This is a genomic window from Segetibacter koreensis DSM 18137 (assembly GCF_000374045.1).
GTDB lineage: Bacteria > Bacteroidota > Bacteroidia > Chitinophagales > Chitinophagaceae > Segetibacter > Segetibacter koreensis.
Genome location: NZ_KB893348.1, coordinates 282,970 through 302,925 on the forward strand (window position 1 = coordinate 282,970; position 19,956 = coordinate 302,925).

Annotated in this window: 16 protein-coding genes; 7 read left to right on the forward strand and 9 right to left on the reverse strand. The window is 37.3% G+C overall.

What is annotated here, in order from left to right; genetic code table 11:
* Nucleotides 1–93: 93 nt before the first annotated feature.
* Entirely contained in the window at nucleotides 94–549 is a 456-nt protein-coding gene (locus B154_RS0120660; protein ID WP_157580897.1) for a cytochrome d ubiquinol oxidase subunit II, read from the forward strand.
* Between the two features lie 99 nt (nucleotides 550–648).
* Here the strand turns inward: B154_RS0120660 and idi are convergent, their stop codons facing one another.
* The 7 genes from idi to B154_RS0120695 all read right to left on the reverse strand — a co-directional run bounded on the left by idi (nucleotide 649) and on the right by B154_RS0120695 (nucleotide 7,588).
* A complete protein-coding gene (idi, locus tag B154_RS0120665; RefSeq protein WP_018616270.1) occupies nucleotides 649–1,176 on the reverse strand; it encodes an isopentenyl-diphosphate Delta-isomerase in 528 nt (175 codons plus the stop codon).
* Nucleotides 1,177–1,196: 20 nt separating this feature from the next.
* Nucleotides 1,197–2,033, reverse strand: a complete 837-nt coding sequence (locus B154_RS0120670; RefSeq protein ID WP_018616271.1) for a phytoene/squalene synthase family protein — start codon at nucleotides 2,031–2,033, stop codon at nucleotides 1,197–1,199.
* Nucleotides 2,034–2,096: 63 nt separating this feature from the next.
* Nucleotides 2,097–3,572, reverse strand: a complete 1,476-nt coding sequence (locus tag B154_RS0120675; RefSeq protein WP_018616272.1) for a phytoene desaturase family protein — start codon at nucleotides 3,570–3,572, stop codon at nucleotides 2,097–2,099.
* A 12-nt stretch (nucleotides 3,573–3,584) separates the two neighbouring features.
* Nucleotides 3,585–4,085, reverse strand: a complete 501-nt coding sequence (locus tag B154_RS0120680; RefSeq protein ID WP_018616273.1) for an RNA polymerase sigma factor — start codon at nucleotides 4,083–4,085, stop codon at nucleotides 3,585–3,587.
* Nucleotides 4,086–4,286: 201 nt separating this feature from the next.
* Nucleotides 4,287–5,630, reverse strand: a complete 1,344-nt coding sequence (gene gldE, locus B154_RS0120685) for a gliding motility-associated protein GldE (protein ID WP_018616274.1) — start codon at nucleotides 5,628–5,630, stop codon at nucleotides 4,287–4,289.
* A gap of 82 nt (nucleotides 5,631–5,712) precedes the next feature.
* Nucleotides 5,713–6,159 carry a single-stranded DNA-binding protein gene (locus B154_RS0120690; RefSeq protein WP_245542632.1) on the reverse strand — a complete coding sequence of 149 codons (447 nt, stop codon included), beginning with the start codon at nucleotides 6,157–6,159 and terminating at the stop codon, nucleotides 5,713–5,715.
* Between the two features lie 214 nt (nucleotides 6,160–6,373).
* Nucleotides 6,374–7,588: a PQQ-dependent sugar dehydrogenase gene (locus B154_RS0120695; RefSeq protein WP_018616276.1), complete on the reverse strand. Its 1,215-nt coding sequence runs from the start codon at nucleotides 7,586–7,588 to the stop codon at nucleotides 6,374–6,376.
* A 415-nt stretch (nucleotides 7,589–8,003) separates the two neighbouring features.
* On the opposite strand from B154_RS0120695, the gene B154_RS30935 reads away from it, so the two are divergent.
* The 4 genes from B154_RS30935 (at nucleotide 8,004) to metG (ending at nucleotide 13,323) form a co-directional block, all read left to right on the forward strand.
* Nucleotides 8,004–9,065 carry a sensor histidine kinase gene (locus tag B154_RS30935; RefSeq protein ID WP_018616278.1) on the forward strand — a complete coding sequence of 354 codons (1,062 nt, stop codon included), beginning with the start codon at nucleotides 8,004–8,006 and terminating at the stop codon, nucleotides 9,063–9,065.
* A complete protein-coding gene (locus tag B154_RS29275) occupies nucleotides 9,062–10,132 on the forward strand; it encodes a sensor histidine kinase (RefSeq protein ID WP_018616279.1) in 1,071 nt (356 codons plus the stop codon). Before B154_RS30935 ends, B154_RS29275 begins: the two co-directional genes overlap by 4 nt.
* A 14-nt stretch (nucleotides 10,133–10,146) precedes the next feature.
* Entirely contained in the window at nucleotides 10,147–10,926 is a 780-nt protein-coding gene (locus tag B154_RS0120715; RefSeq protein WP_018616280.1) for a LytR/AlgR family response regulator transcription factor, read from the forward strand.
* A gap of 225 nt (nucleotides 10,927–11,151) precedes the next feature.
* A complete protein-coding gene (metG, locus tag B154_RS0120720) occupies nucleotides 11,152–13,323 on the forward strand; it encodes a methionine--tRNA ligase (RefSeq protein WP_018616281.1) in 2,172 nt (723 codons plus the stop codon).
* A 209-nt stretch (nucleotides 13,324–13,532) separates the two neighbouring features.
* On the opposite strand, the gene B154_RS0120725 is transcribed toward metG, so the two are convergent.
* Together B154_RS0120725 and B154_RS0120730 are read right to left on the reverse strand one after the other, a co-directional pair.
* The gene (locus tag B154_RS0120725; protein WP_018616282.1) at nucleotides 13,533–14,201 is read right to left on the reverse strand and encodes a gluconate 2-dehydrogenase subunit 3 family protein; all 669 of its coding nucleotides are present in this window, start codon (nucleotides 14,199–14,201) and stop codon (nucleotides 13,533–13,535) included.
* Between the two features lie 79 nt (nucleotides 14,202–14,280).
* Nucleotides 14,281–16,020 (reverse strand): GMC family oxidoreductase, encoded by a 1,740-nt coding sequence (locus B154_RS0120730; protein ID WP_018616283.1) that lies wholly within the window; start codon nucleotides 16,018–16,020, stop codon nucleotides 14,281–14,283.
* Between the two features lie 163 nt (nucleotides 16,021–16,183).
* Between B154_RS0120730 and B154_RS0120735 the strand changes: the two genes are divergently transcribed.
* Both B154_RS0120735 and B154_RS0120740 read left to right on the forward strand, forming a co-directional pair.
* Nucleotides 16,184–17,194, forward strand: coding sequence for a polysaccharide deacetylase family protein (locus tag B154_RS0120735; protein ID WP_018616284.1), 1,011 nt, complete (start codon nucleotides 16,184–16,186; stop codon nucleotides 17,192–17,194).
* Between the two features lie 194 nt (nucleotides 17,195–17,388).
* Entirely contained in the window at nucleotides 17,389–19,797 is a 2,409-nt protein-coding gene (locus B154_RS0120740; protein ID WP_018616285.1) for a 3-hydroxyacyl-CoA dehydrogenase/enoyl-CoA hydratase family protein, read from the forward strand.
* The last annotated feature ends 159 nt before the right edge of the window (nucleotides 19,798–19,956 follow it).

Consider the following 19,956-nt stretch of genomic DNA (forward strand, 5'->3'; position numbering starts at 1 on the left):
CACTTGTACTGTTTACACTTCAATCAGCTAAAATCATCTGCTTTTTGTAAATTAACCTGTTGAACCTTATTTTGCTGTACATAAATAACAAATTTGAAAAGAAATTTTATTTTAGTCATTTTCATAGCTTTTTTCTCATTAATCGCCGGGTATCTGTTATCGGCGATTTCCTTGATTGGTAGAGCAGGCATTAGTTTATTTTATACTCAATACAAATTCCTAAAAAGCTGGTGGATCGGTTCTTTGCTGGTATTTATCGTTTGGATTTCATTGTTTCTCATCCAGTCTGTTTTATATAAAAGAGTAAGGAAAAAGACTTCAAAAATCATTCAACCTATTTTTTTAACTATAGCAATTTTTGGGTTATTTTTTTCATATGTTGATTTTCGCAACACGCTTTCCCACCGCTGGCTTGGAGAGCGATTTCATCTTGGAGTCTACTTGTTCTGGCTGGGTTGGATAGCCATCACGATATTTGTTACACTACAGAAGAAACCTGTCGCAAATATTCAGGAAATTGAAATTGATAAAGGCCTCCCAGAAATATGATATTCTGATTTTTATATTTTAAAAAAATGATGTTGCATAAAGATTTGCCGTACAAGTGAGTGACACAACGATGCTCCATTTTTATTCAAATGCCCACTTCTAAAAAAGTATCTTGCCGCCCTCCATCCATTTCATTACCTTAGGAAATGCAATGCAAAACCAGGCAGTGTACTTATGCGGATGAGTTTTTATTGTGTTGGCGATCTCATCCATTTTCTTATAACAATAATCCTGCACTTCATTAGGATTCGGTTTTATTTTACCCGAATATGTACCAAAGTAAACCTGGTCGTATTCATGCTCGGTTAAACCATTATCAAAAGCTGCATTATATTGAAAATCAAAAATTTTTGTAACAGGGGCAGTAAAACCTAATTCTTCGTGTAAACGTCGAAGGGCGGCTGCCTCCGTATCTTCACCCGGGCGTGGGTGACTACAGCAGGCATTTGTCCAAAGGCCGCTGCTATGATACTTTGTTTTTGCTCTTTGTTGCAAAAGCATTTCCTTTCGCTCATTTATAATAAATATGCTAAACGCCCGGTGCAATACTCCTTTTCTGTGAGCCTCCATTTTTTCCATTGTGCCAATCGGTTCATTAGCTTCTGTAACTAAAATCACTTCTTCCATGCGGTAAAAATAAGGGAAAGCTATAGCATATTAAACTGCTGTCTTACACCTGCTTTTGCAAGTATCATGGCTTTACCATAATTAGGGATTCTTATTCGCTCTTCCATTATTCGTTTTGCCTGTATTTTTCTTATTTTACTGAATAATGACATGTAGTATTTGTATGCAACATACACCCCAAAACGCGCCTTTACGGGCAGCATAATGATGCCTTTGTACGCGTGCTCAAAATCTTTTTGAATGTCTGCCTCAATTTGTTGTTTTTCTGCATCAGAAATATGCAAAAGATTACAGCCGGGAAAATACATTCTCTCAAGATTTTGGGTATCCGCCTTTAAATCTCTTAAAAAATTTACTTTTTGAAAAGCTGCACCCAGACTTTGCGCGTAAGGCTTTAGAATACTGTATTTTTCCATGTCTCCTTCACAAAATATATTAAGACACATGAGGCCAACAACTTCTGCACTGCCATATATATACTCATTATAGGTTTCGCTGTCATACTCTAGTTTTTTTAAGTCCTGCTCCATGCTCTTGAAGAAAGCATCTATCAAAGCCATTGCGATACCATAGTGATTAACAGTTTGCTGAAAACTATGCAGTATCGGGTTAAGGCTTATGCCTCTTTCAATAGCATAAAAAGTTTCATCTTTAAACTGTTTCAGTAACGCACCTTGATCATAACCATGAAAAGTATCTACGATTTCATCTGCAAATCTTACAAATCCATATATATTATAAATGGGTGTACGAAGATCTTTGTGCAGCAATCTTATTGCAGATGAAAAAGAAGTACTGTATTTTTTTGTCGTTATCTTACTGCACTCGCGGCTGACCTCGTAAAATAAGTGCATCATACTTTTCAGTTTACATGTCTAATAATAGCGTTACCAATATTTGTATTACGTTATAAACACTTACTATTTAAAATCTTTTAATAATTGTTTAGCAGCCACTTCGCCACTGATTAAACAAGAGGGAACTCCTGGACCAGGAACTGTCAATTGACCTGTATAATAAAGGTTTTTAACTTTTCTACTTTTTATAGAAGGCTTTAAAACAGCGGTCTGCAACAAGGTATTAGCTAACCCATAAGCATTTCCTTTAAAGGAATTATAATCATTTACGAAATCGCTGTGCGCATAGTTTCTTTTATAAATGATACTTCCAGTTATATTCTCACCAATCTTGTTCTCCAATCTATTAACAATTATAGAAAAATAATGTTCGCGTAATTCGTCATTATCATTTTCAAGACCCGGCGCCACCGGAACCAGGAAGAACAGGTTTTCACACCCTTCGGGAGCCACTGATTCATCTGTTGCACTTGTAACACTTACATAAAATAAAGGTTCATCGGGCCATCTTTTTGTTTTGTATATTTCTTCAGCATGCTGCTTAAACGGTGCATCAAAAAAAAGCATGTGATGTTTAATGTTTTTCAGCTTTTTATTCAAGCCCACATAGTAAATGAGGCAGCCTGGAGCCATAACCCTGCTTTCCCAGTACTTATCAGAATAGCTTCTATGTTCAGCCTTTAAAAGCTTCATTTCTGTAAAATGGTAATCTGCACCTGAAATTACTACATCTGCCTCAAAATCTCCGGAAGATGTAACCACCTTTTTTAGCACTGAACTTGAAACCTGGAGTTCTGTTACATTCCGATCGAAGTAAAACGACACTCCTAATTCTGTTGCCAGTTTGTACATCCCTTCAACTATATTATACATTCCCCCTTTTGGAAACCAGGTGCCTCCTATCATATCTGCATAGTTCATAAGGCTATATAAGGCAGGAGTATTTTCTGGTAAAGCCCCTAAAAACAAAACTGGAAATTCTAATAATTCCTTTAAACGCTTGTCTTTAAAAAAATGAGCTACATGACTTTTAATTGAGTTAAAAACATCTAATCTCACTATTCCTTTTAAAACATCCCAATCTATAAATTCAATAAACGATAGACCTGGTTTTAGCACCAGGTTCTGCATACCTGTTTTATATTTAAAAGCAGCTTCTTTTAAAAACATGTCCAGTTTCTTTGCACTGCCTGGCTCTATTTGATTAAACAACTCCTGCAGTTCTTTATAATCAGCAGGAATATCAAGCTCACCTTCAGGAAAATAAACCCTGTAAGATGGGTTTAAGCGAGAAAGAGAATAGTAATCAGAAACGGTTTTACCAAATTGATTAAAAAAACGTTCAAAAATATCTGGCATCCAATACCAGCTCGGTCCCATATCAAATGTAAAACCTTCAGCTTCCAGCTTTCTTGCCCTTCCCCCGGGAATAGAATGTTTTTCTATAACACTGACCTGCCACCCGGCTTTTGCCATAAAGCACGCAGCAGATAAACCTGAAAATCCAGCTCCTATTATCACTACTTTTTTTAGAGACATTCGATAAGGAAATTAATATCGCTGAATTTGCGCTTTTAAAAGTTTCCGGGCAAAGTGTATCCTGCTCTTTATTGTTCCTAAAGGCTCTTTTAACATACCTGCTATCTCATGATATTTGAAACCATCGAAATATAATAAAAAAGGTTTTTTAAAAATATCCGGAAGCTGTTGAATAGACGCCTGAATTTCTTTTAGTTGTAAAGTAGCTTCCGCTCCGTTACTTGCAGTTGTCTGGTTATAATCTAATAAAAATTCATTCGGACTATTGTCTAAAACAGTATTTTGCCTGGCTTTCCTGCGATAATTATTTATAAAAATATTTCGCATTATTGTATAAAGCCACGCCTTAATGTTTGTGCCTACATTATACTTTTCCTTATTAGCTAATGCCCTGAATAGAGTCTCCTGGAAAAGATCTTTTGCCGTTTCATTATCACGGGTGAGTGTAATTGCAAAGGGGCGAAGAAACTCTGCATTGGTTACCAGCATCTTATTAAATTCTACTGTTGACATATATAATGTTTAATCTTGCATAAATCAAAGTTAAACAAGATTTTCAAAAAGCAAGCATTATTTTGTTTAATATTTTAAAATAAATTTATAAACAAAAAGAGTTGAAGGAATAGAATAATATGTAGGTACCATAATTATTTGAATGATAATTAGAATACCTTTTAGATAGGTCAGTAAGTGTTATTGCTGCCCCAAATTAATTTATTGAGGAGAAGAATGTGGTTTTATAGTGACCATAATTTTTCGAAGCCGGTTTTTTTCAACTTCCAGAACTGTAAACTCAAAGTCACCACTTGCTATCACCGCGTTTACTGCAGGTATTTCACCCGAAAGCTCTAACACGAGGCCGGCAAGCGATTCGCTTTCGCCTCTTACATCATCAAAGGTTTCTATTGGTAACTCCATTACTTTGCATACATCATGAATCATGATTTTGCCATCAAAAATGTAGTTGAACTCATCAACTTTTGCGTGGGCTGCATCATCTTCATCAAATTCATCTTTTATCTCTCCTATTATTTCTTCCATGATGTCTTCGAAAGTGACGATGCCGCTTGTACCGCCAAACTCATCAACCACTATTGCAAAATGAATTCTTTTTGTTTGAAACTCCTGCAACAGGTCTTCTATCATTTTTTGCTCATGAATAAAGTAAGGAGGTCTTATTAAAGAATGCCAATCGAAATCAGGAGGATTTTCAAGAAATGGCAATAAGTCTTTTGTGTGTATAATGCCAACCAGATCATCGAGGTCTTCTTTATAGACAGGCAGCCTGCTGTAATGAAGCTCTTCCACCCTTTTTATTAAATCGCCAAAAGAAGTAGAATATTCAATACCATTTACATCAAGCCTTGCTTTCATTACCTGGCGTGCCGTGATATTGCTGAATTTTACAATTCCCTTCAAGATATTTTTCTCTTTTTGAGAGGCTTCAGTGTCAGTCGTAATGTCAATGGCATGATCAAGCTCCTCGAGGCTGTAAGACGTGTGTGATTTCTTAGTTAACTTTCTTTCTACAAAATCAGAAGTGCCTACCAGGCGCTCACTTAAACCTTTAAAAAGTAAAGCAATTCCTTCGACCAACGGCCCCGAGTCTTTTGCAAACCTGATATTATTTTGTGACGCCATTACTTTTGGCATCACCTCCCCAAATAAAACAAGTAAAAATGTAACAGATAATACTTTTATCAAAAACTCAACCCACCATAACTGATTATTGAAAACGATAATAGCATCAATGATGAAGTTGGAAATAATAATTATGGCAATATTGACGAAGCTGTTAGCAATCAGCAGCGATGCGAGGAGTGTTTTAGGATTTTCTAACAAATCAACAATACGCTTATAAGCGGGCTGCTGTTTAGTTTTAAGCATATTAATGTCTTTGTACGAAAGTGAAAAGTATGCTACTTCCGCACCTGCCACGAAAAAAGAGATTAATAATAAAATAATCAGCAAAAAGACTGAGACAGTAATTGCCTGAGAACTAAGTACAGCAGGATTCGCAGTATCGAGAAAATTAAAAAATGCCGGGTGATAGTCCAAAGCAACGTGGTTAAGTTAGTAAATTAGCGTTTTTTACACACGCCATACCTTTTGCGAAGATATTAATTTTTATTTTTTATACTTAAAAAGGTAGATCTTCAGAGGATTCGCCAACAGGTGGTATTTCTGAATTGCTTATTCCTTCGAGATTTTCATGATGAGTTCCATTAGTAAAAGTATGACCTTCGCCACGCTTATCAAGCATGATTAAGTTGTCTCCCACTACTTCTGTAGCAAATTTTTTATTCCCTTCTTTATCTTCCCAGCTACGTGTTCTTAAACGACCTTCAATATATACGAGACTGCCCTTGTGCAGATACTTCTGTGCCAGTTCTGCCAGGCCACGCCACAATACAACAGTATGCCATTCAGTCTGTGAAACAAGCTTTCCTCCCCTGTCTTTGTATGTTTCAGTAGTTGCAAGGCTAAATTTTGCCACACCTATATTTCCCTCCAGATATTGTACATCAGGATCTTTTCCAAGATTTCCGATAAGTATCACCCTGTTGACGCCTCTCATATAAGTCATATTTTAATTAACCTGTCTAATGATTATTAGCTATCTAAAATTACTTTTTTTTTCAAAAGATTCAAGGATAAAATAAATTTTATTGCTTTTTCTTCAATTGCACCGAAAAAATGATTTAAAAATTCAAGAAGTAACGAGGCTCAAAGCTACTCTCGTGTATTTTGTTTAACTGAAGTAGTCTAAAAGAATTTGATAGTTAAAATTGGTATCAGCCCTATTGTTTGCTGGTAATCTTATAAATCTTGCCGGCGCCGTAGGCTAAAACATATAAGTTGTTATTGCTGTCTTCACCAAAGGAAGATAAACCGTCTGAAAGCCTTGTAATTAGTTCATTTTTTACTGCTTTTTTGCCCGAATAAGTCAATGCCCAAATGTTTCCGGAAACAAAATCGCCAAAAATGTATTTTCCATCCAGGTCACCTAAATTTTTATCCCGGCATACATAACCGCCCGTTACCGAACGGCCTGTTTCGCTTCCCTGATGGTAGCTCCATATAGGGTCTATTAATCCGCTTTTATCACAATTATCAGATTTAAAACATTCATCCGCTTCCATTATATGCCAGCCATAATTACCACCTTTTTCTATAAGATCCACTTCCTCAATTTTATCTTGGCCTACATCGCCGGCCCACAAAGCTCCTGTCTCTCGGTCAAAGCTGAAGCGCCATGGGTTTCTCATTCCATAAGCGTAAATTTCTTCACGAAATCCATCTTTATTTCCTTTAAAAGGATTATCAGCAGGTATACTATAAGGCACGTTTCCCGAAGGATTGTTTACATCAATTCTTAGAATTTTGCCTAATAACTCTTTTTTGTTCTGGGCACGGTTTCCAGGATCACCTCCACTTCCACCGTCGCCTGCCGCAATGTACAGGAAGCCATCGTTACCAAAAGCAACTTTTCCCCCGTTGTGATTCTCGTAAGGCTGTCTGTATTTAAGTAATATCACCTCACTTTTTGGATCTGCTACATTTGGGTCCGAGGCACTTACTTTGAATCTTGATATAACTGTTTCTAAAGGGTCGCCTTTTGTATAGTTTACATAAAAAAAGCCATTGTTTTTATAATCAGGATGAAAAGCTAATCCCAACAGTCCTTTTTCTCCCCCACTTTCAACTTGCCCCGAAATGTCTAAAAAAACAGTAGATTTTTTTACATCTGGTTTATTTGGTAATACATGTATTATTCCCTTTTGGGCTAATACAAAAATCCGGTCTGTATTATCATTCGGACTTGTCAGTTCTACAGGTTGTTCAAATTCAAGGGCAGGGAAAGCAACAGAAAGAGTATATTTTCCGGTTTCTGCAGCTGTGGTTACGGGAGAACCTACGGTGCTATCGGCGTTTTTACTATGACCTGCATTACTAGAATCACAACTCATAAAAAAAACGAAACAGAAACTATATAAAATTCTACATTTTTTCATTTGCATATTTTTATTCATTATAAAAGTGAACAGGCGAAAAATTCAATTTCTACTGTATTGAAGTAAACATAAATATACTGCAACGCAATTAGGCGTTTGAATCGTATTGTAATTAAACTTCTAACTGAAAAATCGTGCCTTGTTAATTTAAAATAAATATAGCTGAAATTTCTTTAAGGTCTGGCTTGTTACAATGGACATACAAAAGTTTTTGCTTTTAGAAAATGCCTCATAAATATTTGCACCTGCCCTCAATGTTTTTATTTTAAACTTAGTAAAAAATATCAGGCTAAAACCTACAATACAAAGAATTCTTATACAATTCATACTTATTTTACCCCAATTCATGCTTGTAAATCTTCAAGTTATATTGTAGCTGAGTAAAGGCAGTCAAAAGGTAGTAAATTGTATCTGAATGTTTAAAAAATTAACCATACCTACTTATACAAGCAAGGATTTTTATATCATGGTAGCCACCATGTTTCCTATGGCTATAGTTTTAAATTATTTTCTTTTCAATACCAGATATTTTAATAATGTAATAATCTTCGGCGTAGCCACGGCAGTGACCTTCATACTGCTTTCTATGGCTTTTTTGTTTTATGGCTTTGTTGCCGTTTCCCTTCGAAACCGCCTTCCGGGTGATGACCAGTTATGGAAGAGATTAGCCATTTGCATTCCTCTTTTTATTTTAATGTCAGGTGTATTTATATCTATTGTTTTGACCAGCTATGATCTTATCGACTTTTTTGGTTATGATTTTCACGAAACCGATTTCAAAAAATGTTTTATCTCATTTATCGTCATAAATATATTTCTAACTTTTCTTCATGAAGGTGTTTCCAAATTTGAAAAGTACAAGGCAACTGTTACCGAAACAGAACAATTGAAGAAAGAATATATGCAGAGCCAGCTGCTGGGACTGAAAAGCCAGATGAATCCTCATTTTCTTTTTAATAGCCTTAATACGTTATCCAGTCTTATACAGGAAGACCCTGGCAAGGCAGAAGATTTCTTAGATCATATGAGCAAGGTGTACCGGTATTTGTTACGCAATAATGACGAACAGTTGGTATCACTTGAAACAGAGTTAGTTTTTATAGAATCGTATTACTTTTTGCTAAAAGCCAGGCATACCGATGGACTACACCTGTTAATTGATATACCTGAAGAAGTTTTACATCAATGTATACCACCGTTAACACTGCAGATGATTCTTGAAAATGCAGTGAATCAAAATACAGTAAGCAAAAACACTCCGTTGTATATTGAAGTAATGAGCCGGGAGAATAATTTAATTATAAAAAATACAATACAGCCTAAAGTAAACAGTACAGAAATTTCTGAAGAAGGATTGGAAAATATAGCAAACAAATTCCGTCTCTTGTGCCAGCAGAATATTTTGATAGAAGAAACCGTAGCAGAAAGGACAATTCAACTGCCTCTCATCCCAAACACTGAAATAGTTGCTGCATGAAGCAGATGAAACCTACCAAAGTTGAAAGTGTATCATTTATAATAATGATGCCATTTTTGTGTGTACTGCTCAACTATCTTTTGTTTGAAGACAGAATGTTTACTGATTACAGAATCTGGCTTTTTTCTTTTCCCATAATCTACCTGCAAGGCTTTGTTTCGTGGTACCTGCACGTTATTGTAATGCACTGGCTGCGAGTAGAATTCCCCGATATTCGCCAGACCACCCTGAGGCTGACTATTTTGGCAATTGCACATATTTGTATGATCGCTGCTACATTTATCAGCTTGTTCTATACGTATGACGCCATTCACTTTTTAGGTTACAGGTTAGAGATTAACCAACTTAAATATGCGTTGTATTGTGGAGTAGGTTTAACAATGATAGCCTCTACCATGTGGGAAGCAGATTATACAATAAAGCAATGGAAAAGCAGCGTGGCAGAAAAAGAAAAACTTGAGCAACTAACAATTCAGCAAGAGTTTGAAACACTAAAAAGCCAGGTAAATCCCCATTTTTTGTTTAATTGCTTTAATACCTTATCATCCCTCATTTCTGAAGATCGTTGCCAGGCAGAATTTTTTTTAGATGAGCTAAGCAAAGTGTACAGATACCTGCTCCGCAACAATGAAGACAGCCTGACTACTTTAGAAACTGAAATACAATTTATAGAATCCTACTATCGATTGCTTAAAACGAGGCATGGTGAAGCAGTGCAGTTACAAGTTGAGATTGACAAAAAATACCGGCAATACCTGCTGCCTTCTCTAAGTCTTCAGATGTTGGTCGAAAATGCTGTGAAGCACAATACAGTTTCTAAGTACAAGCCCCTGACAATTGATATTTTTACTACAACCGGCAATAAGTTAGTAGTTACCAACAATCTACAGGCAAAAACTGTAAAAGCGCCGTCAAACAAAATTGGCCTTGAAAATATAAGAACGAAATATTCCTTATTGAATTACCCGGGCTTCCAGGTGCTGGAAGACTTAAAAACATTTAGTGTAGTGCTACCCCTGATTTGGAGCAAAACAATTGATGAAAAATTAGTTTTACGTGAATCGTGATAAAAAGTATTGATATGAAAATTTTAATAGTAGAAGATGAGGATTTAGCCGTAAAAAAATTAAAAAAAACATTATCAAATGTTGACGAAACTGCTGTAGTGGTGGGTGAGACTGACAGTATTCAAAGCACGGTGGAATGGCTGGAGAGCAACACTGCACCCGATTTGATTCTAATGGATATTGAACTTGCCGATGGTCAAAGCTTCGAAATATTTAATCACGTGCAGGTAAAAAGCCCTGTTATTTTTATTACGTCTTACGACGAATATGCACTAAAAGCCTTTAAAGTAAATAGCGTCGATTATTTACTAAAACCGGTGCAAAAAGAAGATCTTGATGCTGCATTAGAAAAATTCAGGCAGATTAAAAAAATATATTCTGCCGAAACTGCTACACCACCTGTTAATATCGATTATTTGTTGAAAGAGCTACAGCAAAAGCTTCAAACAAAAGATTATCGAAAACGGTTTTTAGTAAAACACGGTCAAAAACTCGTTTCAATAGAAGTGGATGATATCGCCTACTTCTTTAGTGAAGGAAGATTGAATTTTTTTAAAACATTTGATAATAAAAAGTATGTTGTTGATTACACTATGGATGAACTGGATGACATGCTTAACCCGGATGAGTATTTTCGCATAAGCCGTTCATTTTATATTTCCGTAAACAGTATGGTACAAATACATGATTATTTTGGAAATCGCTTGTCGCTACAACTAAAACCCGACTCTGAGAAAGAAGTAATTGTAAGCAGGGAAAAAGTTACCGAATTTAAAAACTGGCTGGGGAAATAAGACAATTTTAAGAAATGTAAAAACAACAAAAAGGCTTATAAAAAAGCACTGATAGAATGCTTTCTTTATCCCGTTTATTATCGTACATACAACTTCATTTTCCCCTTCCCCGGTTATTAGTTATTTTTGCAGCCGCTTGCGTTTCTATGCTTCGTTCAATCTTGAAATAAAGTAAAAGAGTGCGACGCAACGGATGATGGGAAAAGTTATAAAGCTAAGTACATAATGAATTTACCTAAAAGATATACAATTACATCGGCTTTGCCTTATGCAAACGGACTGAAACATATAGGTCACCTTGCCGGTGCTTATATTCCGGCTGATATATATGTTCGCTACCTGCGGGCCCAAAAAAGGGACGTGGTCTTTGTCTGCGGAAGTGATGAGCACGGAGCTGCTATTACTATACAGGCGATGAAGGAAGGAACAACCCCTCGTGAAATAGTGGATAAATACCATGAAATCATTAAGCAGAATTTTAAAGATTTAGGGATAAGTTTTGATATTTATCATCGTACAACTGCTCCCATACATCATGAAACCGCGCAGGAATTTTTTACTGCCTTGAACGACAATAGAGACCTGGAACAAAAGGAAACGGAACAATTTTATGACGAAGAGGCTCAATCATTTTTAGCGGACCGTTATATTGTAGGCACATGCCCGGTGTGCGGCAATAACAATGCATTTGGCGACCAGTGTGAGGTTTGTGGTACATCATTGAGTCCTGAAATGCTAATTAACCCGCGTAGTACTTTAAGCGGCAATGCGCCTGTAAAAAGAACAACAACTCATTGGTATTTGCCTTTAAATAAGCATGAAGCATTTTTGAGAGAATGGATATTGGAGGAGCATAAAGACGATTGGAAAACAAATGTGCTTGGCCAATGCAAAAGTTGGTTAGATGCTGGCCTGCAACCAAGGGCAGTAACCCGCGACCTTGACTGGGGGATAAAAGTGCCCCTTCCAAATGCCGAAGGAAAAGTATTGTATGTGTGGTTTGATGCACCAATAGGATATATAAGTGCGACTAAACAATGGGCAATTGATAATTCTAAAGATTGGAAACCATACTGGTATGACAAGGATACCAAACTTGTTCATTTCATAGGTAAGGACAATATTGTTTTTCATTGCATTATTTTCCCTGTAATGTTGAAGCTGCATGGAAATATTTTGCCTGCCAATGTTCCCGCAAATGAATTTATGAACCTGGAAGGTGATAAAATGAGTACCAGCCGCGGATGGAGCATTGAAATGGAGGAATATATTAATGACTGGGTTAAGAAAGATAATGGTGAAAGCATGGCCGATGTTTTACGTTATTACCTGACTACAATTTCTCCCGAAACAAAGGACAGTGAATTTACATGGAAGGGCTTTCAGGAGGCAAACAACAGTGAACTTGGTAATATCTTCGGAAACTTTGTTAACCGCACTTTTGTATTGATGCATAAGCTGTGTAAAGGTAAAGTGCCGCGATTGCATGCAGATGTTCTGGATGATGCAGACAGGAATATGTTTGCTGATATTGAAAACACTACAGCCAAAGTTGAGAATTTTATAGAAGGATACCGATTTCGCGACGCTTTATTTGAGGTAATTGACCTTGCCAGAAAGGGTAACCGGTACATGCAGGATAAGCAGCCCTGGATAGTTGCAAGACAAACGACAGAAGAGGGACAACCAACGGTAGAAGCACAAAAGTTAATAGACAATTGCATGCATGTTTGTTTACAATTGACAGCCAATCTTGCTATTCTTATCAATCCGTTTCTACCGTTTACCGCAAAGAAATTATGCTACATGATGAAGGTGGTAGATAAAATGCTCGACTGGGAAAACGCTGGCAAAGCTAAGTTGCTCAGTATTGGTTATAGCCTTAGAGAGCCACAGATATTATTTAGAAAAGTAGAAGACTCCGAGATAAATGCTCAATTAGAAAAACTAAAAGAAAAAAGTAAAAAAGTGGAAGAAAGTAAGAAAGAAGATACAGCAGGAAAAGCACCGGTGACAGACAATCAACAAACTGCAGTCAATAATGAACAACCTGAAAGTACCAAAGTAAAGCCTGAGATCACATTTGATGATTTTGCAAAAATTGATTTAAAGGTTGGAACTATTCTGAGCGCTGAAAAAGTGCAGAAAGCCGACAAACTTTTGAAGCTGCAGATTGATTTGGGATTTGAAACAAGAACTATTGTTTCAGGAATTGCCTTGCATTTTCAACCGGAAGAAATTGTTGGAAAGCAAGTAACTATTGTGGCAAATTTAGCCCCAAGAAAAATGAGGGGAATTGAAAGTAACGGAATGATACTAATGGCCGAAGACACGGCAGGAAAGTTACATTTTATAAATCCGGAGCAGAAAATAGATGAAGGCAGCGGAGTAAGCTAATTCTAATATTATTTTTGTCAGTTCTTTTTATTGAGCATCTAATTTGAATAAGACTGGGTAAATACAGGCAAATTACCTGTGGCTAAACGTACATAGAATTATAGAACAATCGGTAAAGGAAATACGGAAAGTTATTTTCAGGATACAGAATACTAATGATAAATTTAAGAGAGGCAACTACTTAAATTACCTCTCTTAAATTATTTTTGTTACACCTTATTAAAACTTACACATTCCTTCAATTCTTTTTCGGTATAGCTCAAACCATATTGTTTTAAAACATCATCGGGTACGCCATTCCATTGATTAGGTCGGTTACCCATGTATCCTACATCTTTCACACCTATTTCTGAAGTATAAAACCCACTTGAGGTGAGGTTGCGCATCAGGCTAAAGAAAGCTGCTCCTTGTTTCAATTCTGGTTTTACTTTTTTAGGATAAGCGATCTGATCTACCAGGGCAATCTTTTGCTTGTCATCACATTCCCTGAAGGTTTTTCCATAATTATTCAAACAATACATGTCCATCCAGCGCAGTCCTCCGCGCATGGGTGTTTGGTGTTCAGTCTTTTCATGTACTATAAACTCTATAAAATCGGGCACTTTCGCATCAGTTGCGCTGCCGCTGATATTGTCTTTTGGAATAATTATATCTGCAAGAATGGCAATGGTCGCCATCTCGTGATCAGTAAAAAATTTGGGTTCTGCAGTTAACTCTTTGTAATGTGCATTTTCCTCTGCCATCCGTTCGGGACCGGTAAAGGGTTGCACTGTAGTATTTTCCGTAACTTTTTTATCGCTATTCTTACATGCTTCTATCAATACACCTGACGATGCGGTACCTAACAATAAGGCTTTTATCGATTGCCGTCTGTCCATAATTTTTGATTTTTAAATTGCTATTAGCTTTCTATAGAACAAAAAGCTAAATACAGAATTAAAGTGAATACAATAAAAGTTAGATATTTTGCTTTTTCAATTGGTCAACGATATATTCGCTGGTACGCATTGACAAAGCAAGAATTGTCCACGTTATGTTTTTATCACCTTGTGATACGAACATTCCCCCATCTACATTAAATAAATTTTTGCAGTCGTGCGCCTGCGCCCATTTATTGAGTGGGGCACGTTTTGGATCATTTCCCATACGTACGGTACCGGCTTCGTGAATGATATTTCCAGGAGCATGAAGACCATAATTGTTTTCAGGACCGTCATCTCCGCCCCATGTAATAACAGCGCCCATTGAATGAAGAATCTCAGCAAAAGTTTCTTTCATGTGCTTAGCCTGTTTTATTTCATAGTCAGTATAAGTGGTGTGAAAGCGTAAAACAGGTATGCCATATTTATCGACAACGTTGGGATCAATTTCGCAATAACTATCTTCTCGTGCAATAGCTTCACCGCGGCCGGCCATTCCTACGTGGGCTCCGAAGAAATAACGATAATCTTCTTTTAAGGATGCTCCGTAACCGCCTGCTTCTTTTTGCTGACCTTTAATTTTATAAGTGCCATTCAGGTTTTCGATGCCCCAGTTAAAACCATAAAGCGGCATTCCAAAACCTCCGCCATATTCAATATGATAACCACGGGGAAAATCCAATTTTTTATTATCCAGCCACCATGGCGTATAAACGTGCATACCGCCAACGCCATCTTCATTATAACGTTTGCGATCAAACAGCTCAGGAATGATACCACCCATATCTGCACCTGTAGAATCATGCAGGTATTTACCTACAACATTACTTGAATTGCCTATGCCATTAGGATGTCTTTGTGATTTTGAGTTTAACATCAATCTTGCTGATTCGCATGCACTGGCAGCAAGAATAACTGTACGGCCACTTACCTGGTATTCCTGCATATCCTCTTTATTGATGTAAGATACGCCTGTTGCCAATCCTTCCCGGTCGGTTAATACTTCACGTGCCATTGCATTTGTAACCAAATCGACATTACCGGTTTTAATTGCCGGAATAACCAATGCAGAGGAAGATGAAAAGTCAGCATAAACCTTACAGCTTCTGCCACATTGTGCGCAATAAAAACATTCGCCACGCTCGTTATTTATCTTTTTTGTAAGAATGGATAAGCGCGATGGAATAACAGGAATACCAATTCCTGTTGCCGCCTTCTTTATAAACAATTCATGTAATCTTGGTTTAGGAGGAGGAAGGAAAATTCCGTCTGGATCATCTACCCGACCTTCATTTGTTCCGAACACACCAAGCAACCTGTCAATTTTATCGTAGTAAGGTTTTACATCATCGTAACTGATAGGCCAATCATCACCCAGGCCATCGATGCTTTTATGTTTAAAATCTTTTGGTCCAAATCTCAATGAAATTCTACCCCAGTGATTGGTTCGTCCACCCACCATTCTTGCTCGCCACCATTCCCACTTAGTTCCTTCTGCCTGCGTATAAGGTTCGCCATCTACTTCCCAACCCCAGTAACAACCATCAAAGTCGCCAAACGGACGAAATTTTGTACTTGCTCCTCTTCGCGGTGATTCCCACGGATTTTTCAATTGCGCTGAATTTACAGCAGGATCAAAATTAGGCCCTGCTTCTATTAAGCATACTTTTAAACCGGCCTTAGCTAAAACATAGGCAGCCATGCCCCCACCTGCACCTGAACCAACAATGACGGCATCATACTTCTTGGGCTGCTTTTTAATCTGAAGATCTCCCATATCGCGTTAAAAATTTTGAAGATTGGTTAGAATGTTTGAAAGTATGAACATTCATAACACGAAAGAAATATTTTTTTATTCGCTAAAAGTAGTCACTTATTAAATACAATAATTGAAGCAAATATTTATGCGATATTTGTTTGCTAACTTTTAACCATTGCTTATGCCCACATGTAAACTTTTACTTTCGTTTTCATTATACGTTATTTCATTATCTGTTTCGGCTCAAACTACTGAAAGTACTTATGCAGAAAAGCTAGGATATCCTAAAAACGCCAAAGTATTGATTTTGCATGTAGATGATGCCGGCATGTCTTTCGATTCAAACGAAGGAGCCATTAATGCAATGACAAAAGGCGTTGCTAACTCATGTAGTGTAATGATGCCTTGTCCATGGGTTCCCGCTTTTGTTCATTACTTAAAGCAACATCCTCAAACAGATGCAGGCCTTCATCTTACCCTTACATCCGAATGGAGCGAATACAGGTGGGCACCCCTTTCGGGAAAAGCGGCAGTACCCGGGCTGGTAGATCCGGAAGGTGATATGTGGCGATCAGTGGAAGATGTAGTAAAGCACGCAAGTGCAGATGAAGTTGAAAAAGAAATAAGAGCACAAATTGACCGGGCGCAAAGCATGGGTTTTCAGCCAACACATTTTGATACTCACATGGGAACTTTACTTGCAACGCCAGCTTTTACCGAGCGGTATATTAAGCTCGGAATTGAAATGCATATTCCGGTAATGGTGCCAGTCGGTCACAACACTTTAATAAAAGAGGAAATGAATTTGCCCGAAGCTCAACTGCAACAAATGCGACAAATAGGTAAAATGCTTTGGAATGCAGGATTACCGGTTTTAGATGATCTTGATAATGAAAGTTACGATTGGAAAATTCCTGCCGAAATTGTAAACGATGATAAGAAACTACAGGCTTTTAAAACAGGAAAATATATAGAGGCAATAAAATCTTTAAAACCGGGCATTACAATGATGATTATGCACTGCACGGCCACGTCAGAAATTTTTAAGCAGATATCAGGTAGCGGCCCTACCAGAAAAGGAGATATGCTGGCAATGATGGATCCATTATTGAAAAAAACGCTGCAAAAAGAAGGAATTATATTAGCAACATGGAGAGAATTAAAAGAAAGGAGGGTTAAAGCAAAATCATAATTAAACATTGAATAGCAAGAATACATTTTTAAAACTCATTACAACTCAATAAAGTTTGTAGTGCGAATAATTATAGTACTCTCTTTACTTTGAATTCTTATTATCCTTACTTCAAACTAAAACGTTCATTCTTTTAAGTAACATAACCACCTAACTTTTATTTAGCTTTATAGTAATATAATCAATCCCTTTTCATGAAAAGAACGATTAAAAAAGTTGCTGTATTAGGAAGCGGTGTCATGGGAAGCCGCATAGCTTGTCATTTTGCAGGAGTAGGTTTACAGGTTTTGCTGCTTGATATTGCTCCGAAAGAATTGAATGCAGCCGAACAGGCCAAAGGTTTAGCTCTTGATAATACGAATGTAAAAAACAGGATAGTAAATGATGCTTTGGCTGCTGCCGTAAAAAGTAATCCTTCGCCGGTATATACAAAAGATGCCATTAAACGCATTACTACCGGCAATTTTACAGACAATATGAAAGATATCTCCAGTTGTGATTGGGTGATTGAGGTTGTGTTGGAAAGACTTGATATAAAGCAAGCTGTTTTTGATGAAGTAGAAATGTATCGAAAGCCGGGAACATTAATTACAAGCAACACTTCAGGCATTCCCATTCATTTAATGGCTGAAGGCAGAAGTGATGATTTTAAAAAGCATTTTTGCGGAACACATTTTTTTAATCCACCACGGTATCTGCGCCTGCTTGAGATTATTCCTACAATTTATACTGACAAAGAAGTCACTGATTTTTTAATGCATTATGGAGATGTGTTTTTAGGAAAAACTACCGTGCTCGCTAAAGATACACCTGCGTTTATTGCAAACCGAATTGGTGTCTTTAGTATCATGTCCATTTTTAAATTAATGGATAAAATGGAATTGTCTATTGATGAAGTGGATGCATTAACAGGACCCATTATCGGACGACCAAAATCTGCTACTTTCCGTACCGCTGATGTAGTAGGAGTTGATACGTTGGTTAAGGTGGCTACAGGCATTGCAGAAAACTGCAAAAATGATGAAGCTCGTAATACTTTTACAATTTCTTCATGGTTGAAAAAGATTACCGAAAACAATTGGTTAGGTGATAAAACAGGACAGGGTTTTTTTAAAAAAATGCCTGCACGCAACGAAAAAGGAGAAAAAGATATATATGTCTTGAATATTGCAACAATGGAGTATGAGCCGAGACAAAAGCCAAAGTTTGCAAGCGTTGAAGCGGCGAAATCTGTGGAAGATTTAAAGACACGAATAAAAATGCTCTCAGCAGCACAGGATAAAGCAGGCGAATTTTACAGGCACTTCCATTATAATCTGTTCAGCTACATTTCTCGCCGTGTACCCGAAATAAGCGATGAGCTCTACCGGATAGATGATGCAATGATGGACGGCTTCGGCTGGGAAATAGGCGCTTTTGAAACATGGGATTTGCTGGGGGTAGCAAAAACGGTTGAAGCCATGAAAGCTGCAGGTTATCAACCAGCGGCATGGGTTGATGAAATGCTTGCAACGGGTCTTCAGACTTTTTATAAAGTTGCAAATGGCAAGAGGCAGTACTATGATGTTGCAGCGAAAACATATAGACTGGTTCCGGGCAGCGAGTCCTTTATTATTTTAAATAATTATAGTGATAAAGTTGTTTGGAAAAACAGCGTATGCACAGTGTATGATATTGGTAATGATGTGGCGTCACTGGAATGGAAAACGAAAATGAATACAATTGGAGGAGAAGTTCTCGAAGGAATAAATAAAGGAATTTCGCTGGCTGAAGAAAAATTTAAAGGCCTGGTGGTGGCTAATGATGGACAAAATTTTAGTGCAGGGGCTAACGTAGGAATGGTATTCATGATGGCGGTAGAGCAGGAATATGAGGAACTGGATCTAGCTATAAGAATGTTTCAAAAGACAATTATGCGTTTAAGATATTCATCAATTCCGGTAGTGGTTGCTCCGCATGGATTAATACTTGGGGGTGGTTGCGAGATAAGCTTACACGCTGATAAATTGTGCCCATCCGCTGAGACATATATCGGGTTGGTTGAGTTAGGACTAGGACTAATTCCCGCCAGCGGCGGAACAAAAGAATTTATATTGCGTGCCGCAGACGAAATGCATGAGGATGAACCGGAAACAAATACCCTTAAAAGCCGCTTTTTTACTATTGCAACAGCAAAAGTTTCAACAAGTGCGCACGAAGGTTTTGAAATAGGAATATTCAGAAAAGGTACTGATGAAATAGTAATGAGCCAGGCAAGAAGGATCGCGGAAGCGAAGAAAAGTGTGATTGAATTGTATGACCAGGGATATGTAACACCCATCGAGCGAAAAGATATAAAAGTATTGGGACGCTCTGCTTTAGGAGCATTATATGCCTGCATTAACGGAATGTGGAGAGCAAACTATGCAACGGACCACGACGCACTGGTTGCACGCAAACTTGCTTATGTTATGTGTGGAGGCGACTTAAGCGAACCAACTTTAGTAAGCGAACAATATTTACTAGACCTTGAGAGAGAGGTTTTTTTGAGCTTGTGCGGAGAGAGAAAAACTTTAGAAAGAATTGAAAGTGTATTAAAAGGAGGCAAGCCCATAAGAAATTGATATGGACACGCAGGAGACTACTGGAATTGCAGGTAAGACACCAAAAAGTTTCCTTTTTTAAGTAGCTGTAAAAAGAGTTTAAAGAATTTGTAAAGAGATTTTCCTTTATTATATCACTTTATTTCTTCTAAAATTACCTCCTCATAAGATGGAAAAAAG

Coding starts and splice junctions, on each gene's coding strand:
- B154_RS0120695 (WP_018616276.1), bottom strand. CDS start 7,588: ATGAAAAAATGTAGAATTTTATATAGTTTCTGTTTCGTTTTTTTTATG.
- metG (WP_018616281.1), top strand. CDS start 11,152: ATGAATTTACCTAAAAGATATACAATTACATCGGCTTTGCCTTATGCA.
- B154_RS0120725 (WP_018616282.1), bottom strand. CDS start 14,201: ATGGACAGACGGCAATCGATAAAAGCCTTATTGTTAGGTACCGCATCG.
- B154_RS0120730 (WP_018616283.1), bottom strand. CDS start 16,020: ATGGGAGATCTTCAGATTAAAAAGCAGCCCAAGAAGTATGATGCCGTC.
- B154_RS30935 (WP_018616278.1), top strand. CDS start 8,004: ATGTTTAAAAAATTAACCATACCTACTTATACAAGCAAGGATTTTTAT.
- B154_RS0120740 (WP_018616285.1), top strand. CDS start 17,389: ATGAAAAGAACGATTAAAAAAGTTGCTGTATTAGGAAGCGGTGTCATG.
- B154_RS0120670 (WP_018616271.1), bottom strand. CDS start 2,033: ATGATGCACTTATTTTACGAGGTCAGCCGCGAGTGCAGTAAGATAACG.
- idi (WP_018616270.1), bottom strand. CDS start 1,176: ATGGAAGAAGTGATTTTAGTTACAGAAGCTAATGAACCGATTGGCACA.
- B154_RS0120735 (WP_018616284.1), top strand. CDS start 16,184: ATGCCCACATGTAAACTTTTACTTTCGTTTTCATTATACGTTATTTCA.
- B154_RS29275 (WP_018616279.1), top strand. CDS start 9,062: ATGAAGCAGATGAAACCTACCAAAGTTGAAAGTGTATCATTTATAATA.
- B154_RS0120675 (WP_018616272.1), bottom strand. CDS start 3,572: ATGTCTCTAAAAAAAGTAGTGATAATAGGAGCTGGATTTTCAGGTTTA.
- B154_RS0120715 (WP_018616280.1), top strand. CDS start 10,147: ATGAAAATTTTAATAGTAGAAGATGAGGATTTAGCCGTAAAAAAATTA.
- B154_RS0120690 (WP_245542632.1), bottom strand. CDS start 6,159: ATGACTTATATGAGAGGCGTCAACAGGGTGATACTTATCGGAAATCTT.
- B154_RS0120680 (WP_018616273.1), bottom strand. CDS start 4,085: ATGTCAACAGTAGAATTTAATAAGATGCTGGTAACCAATGCAGAGTTT.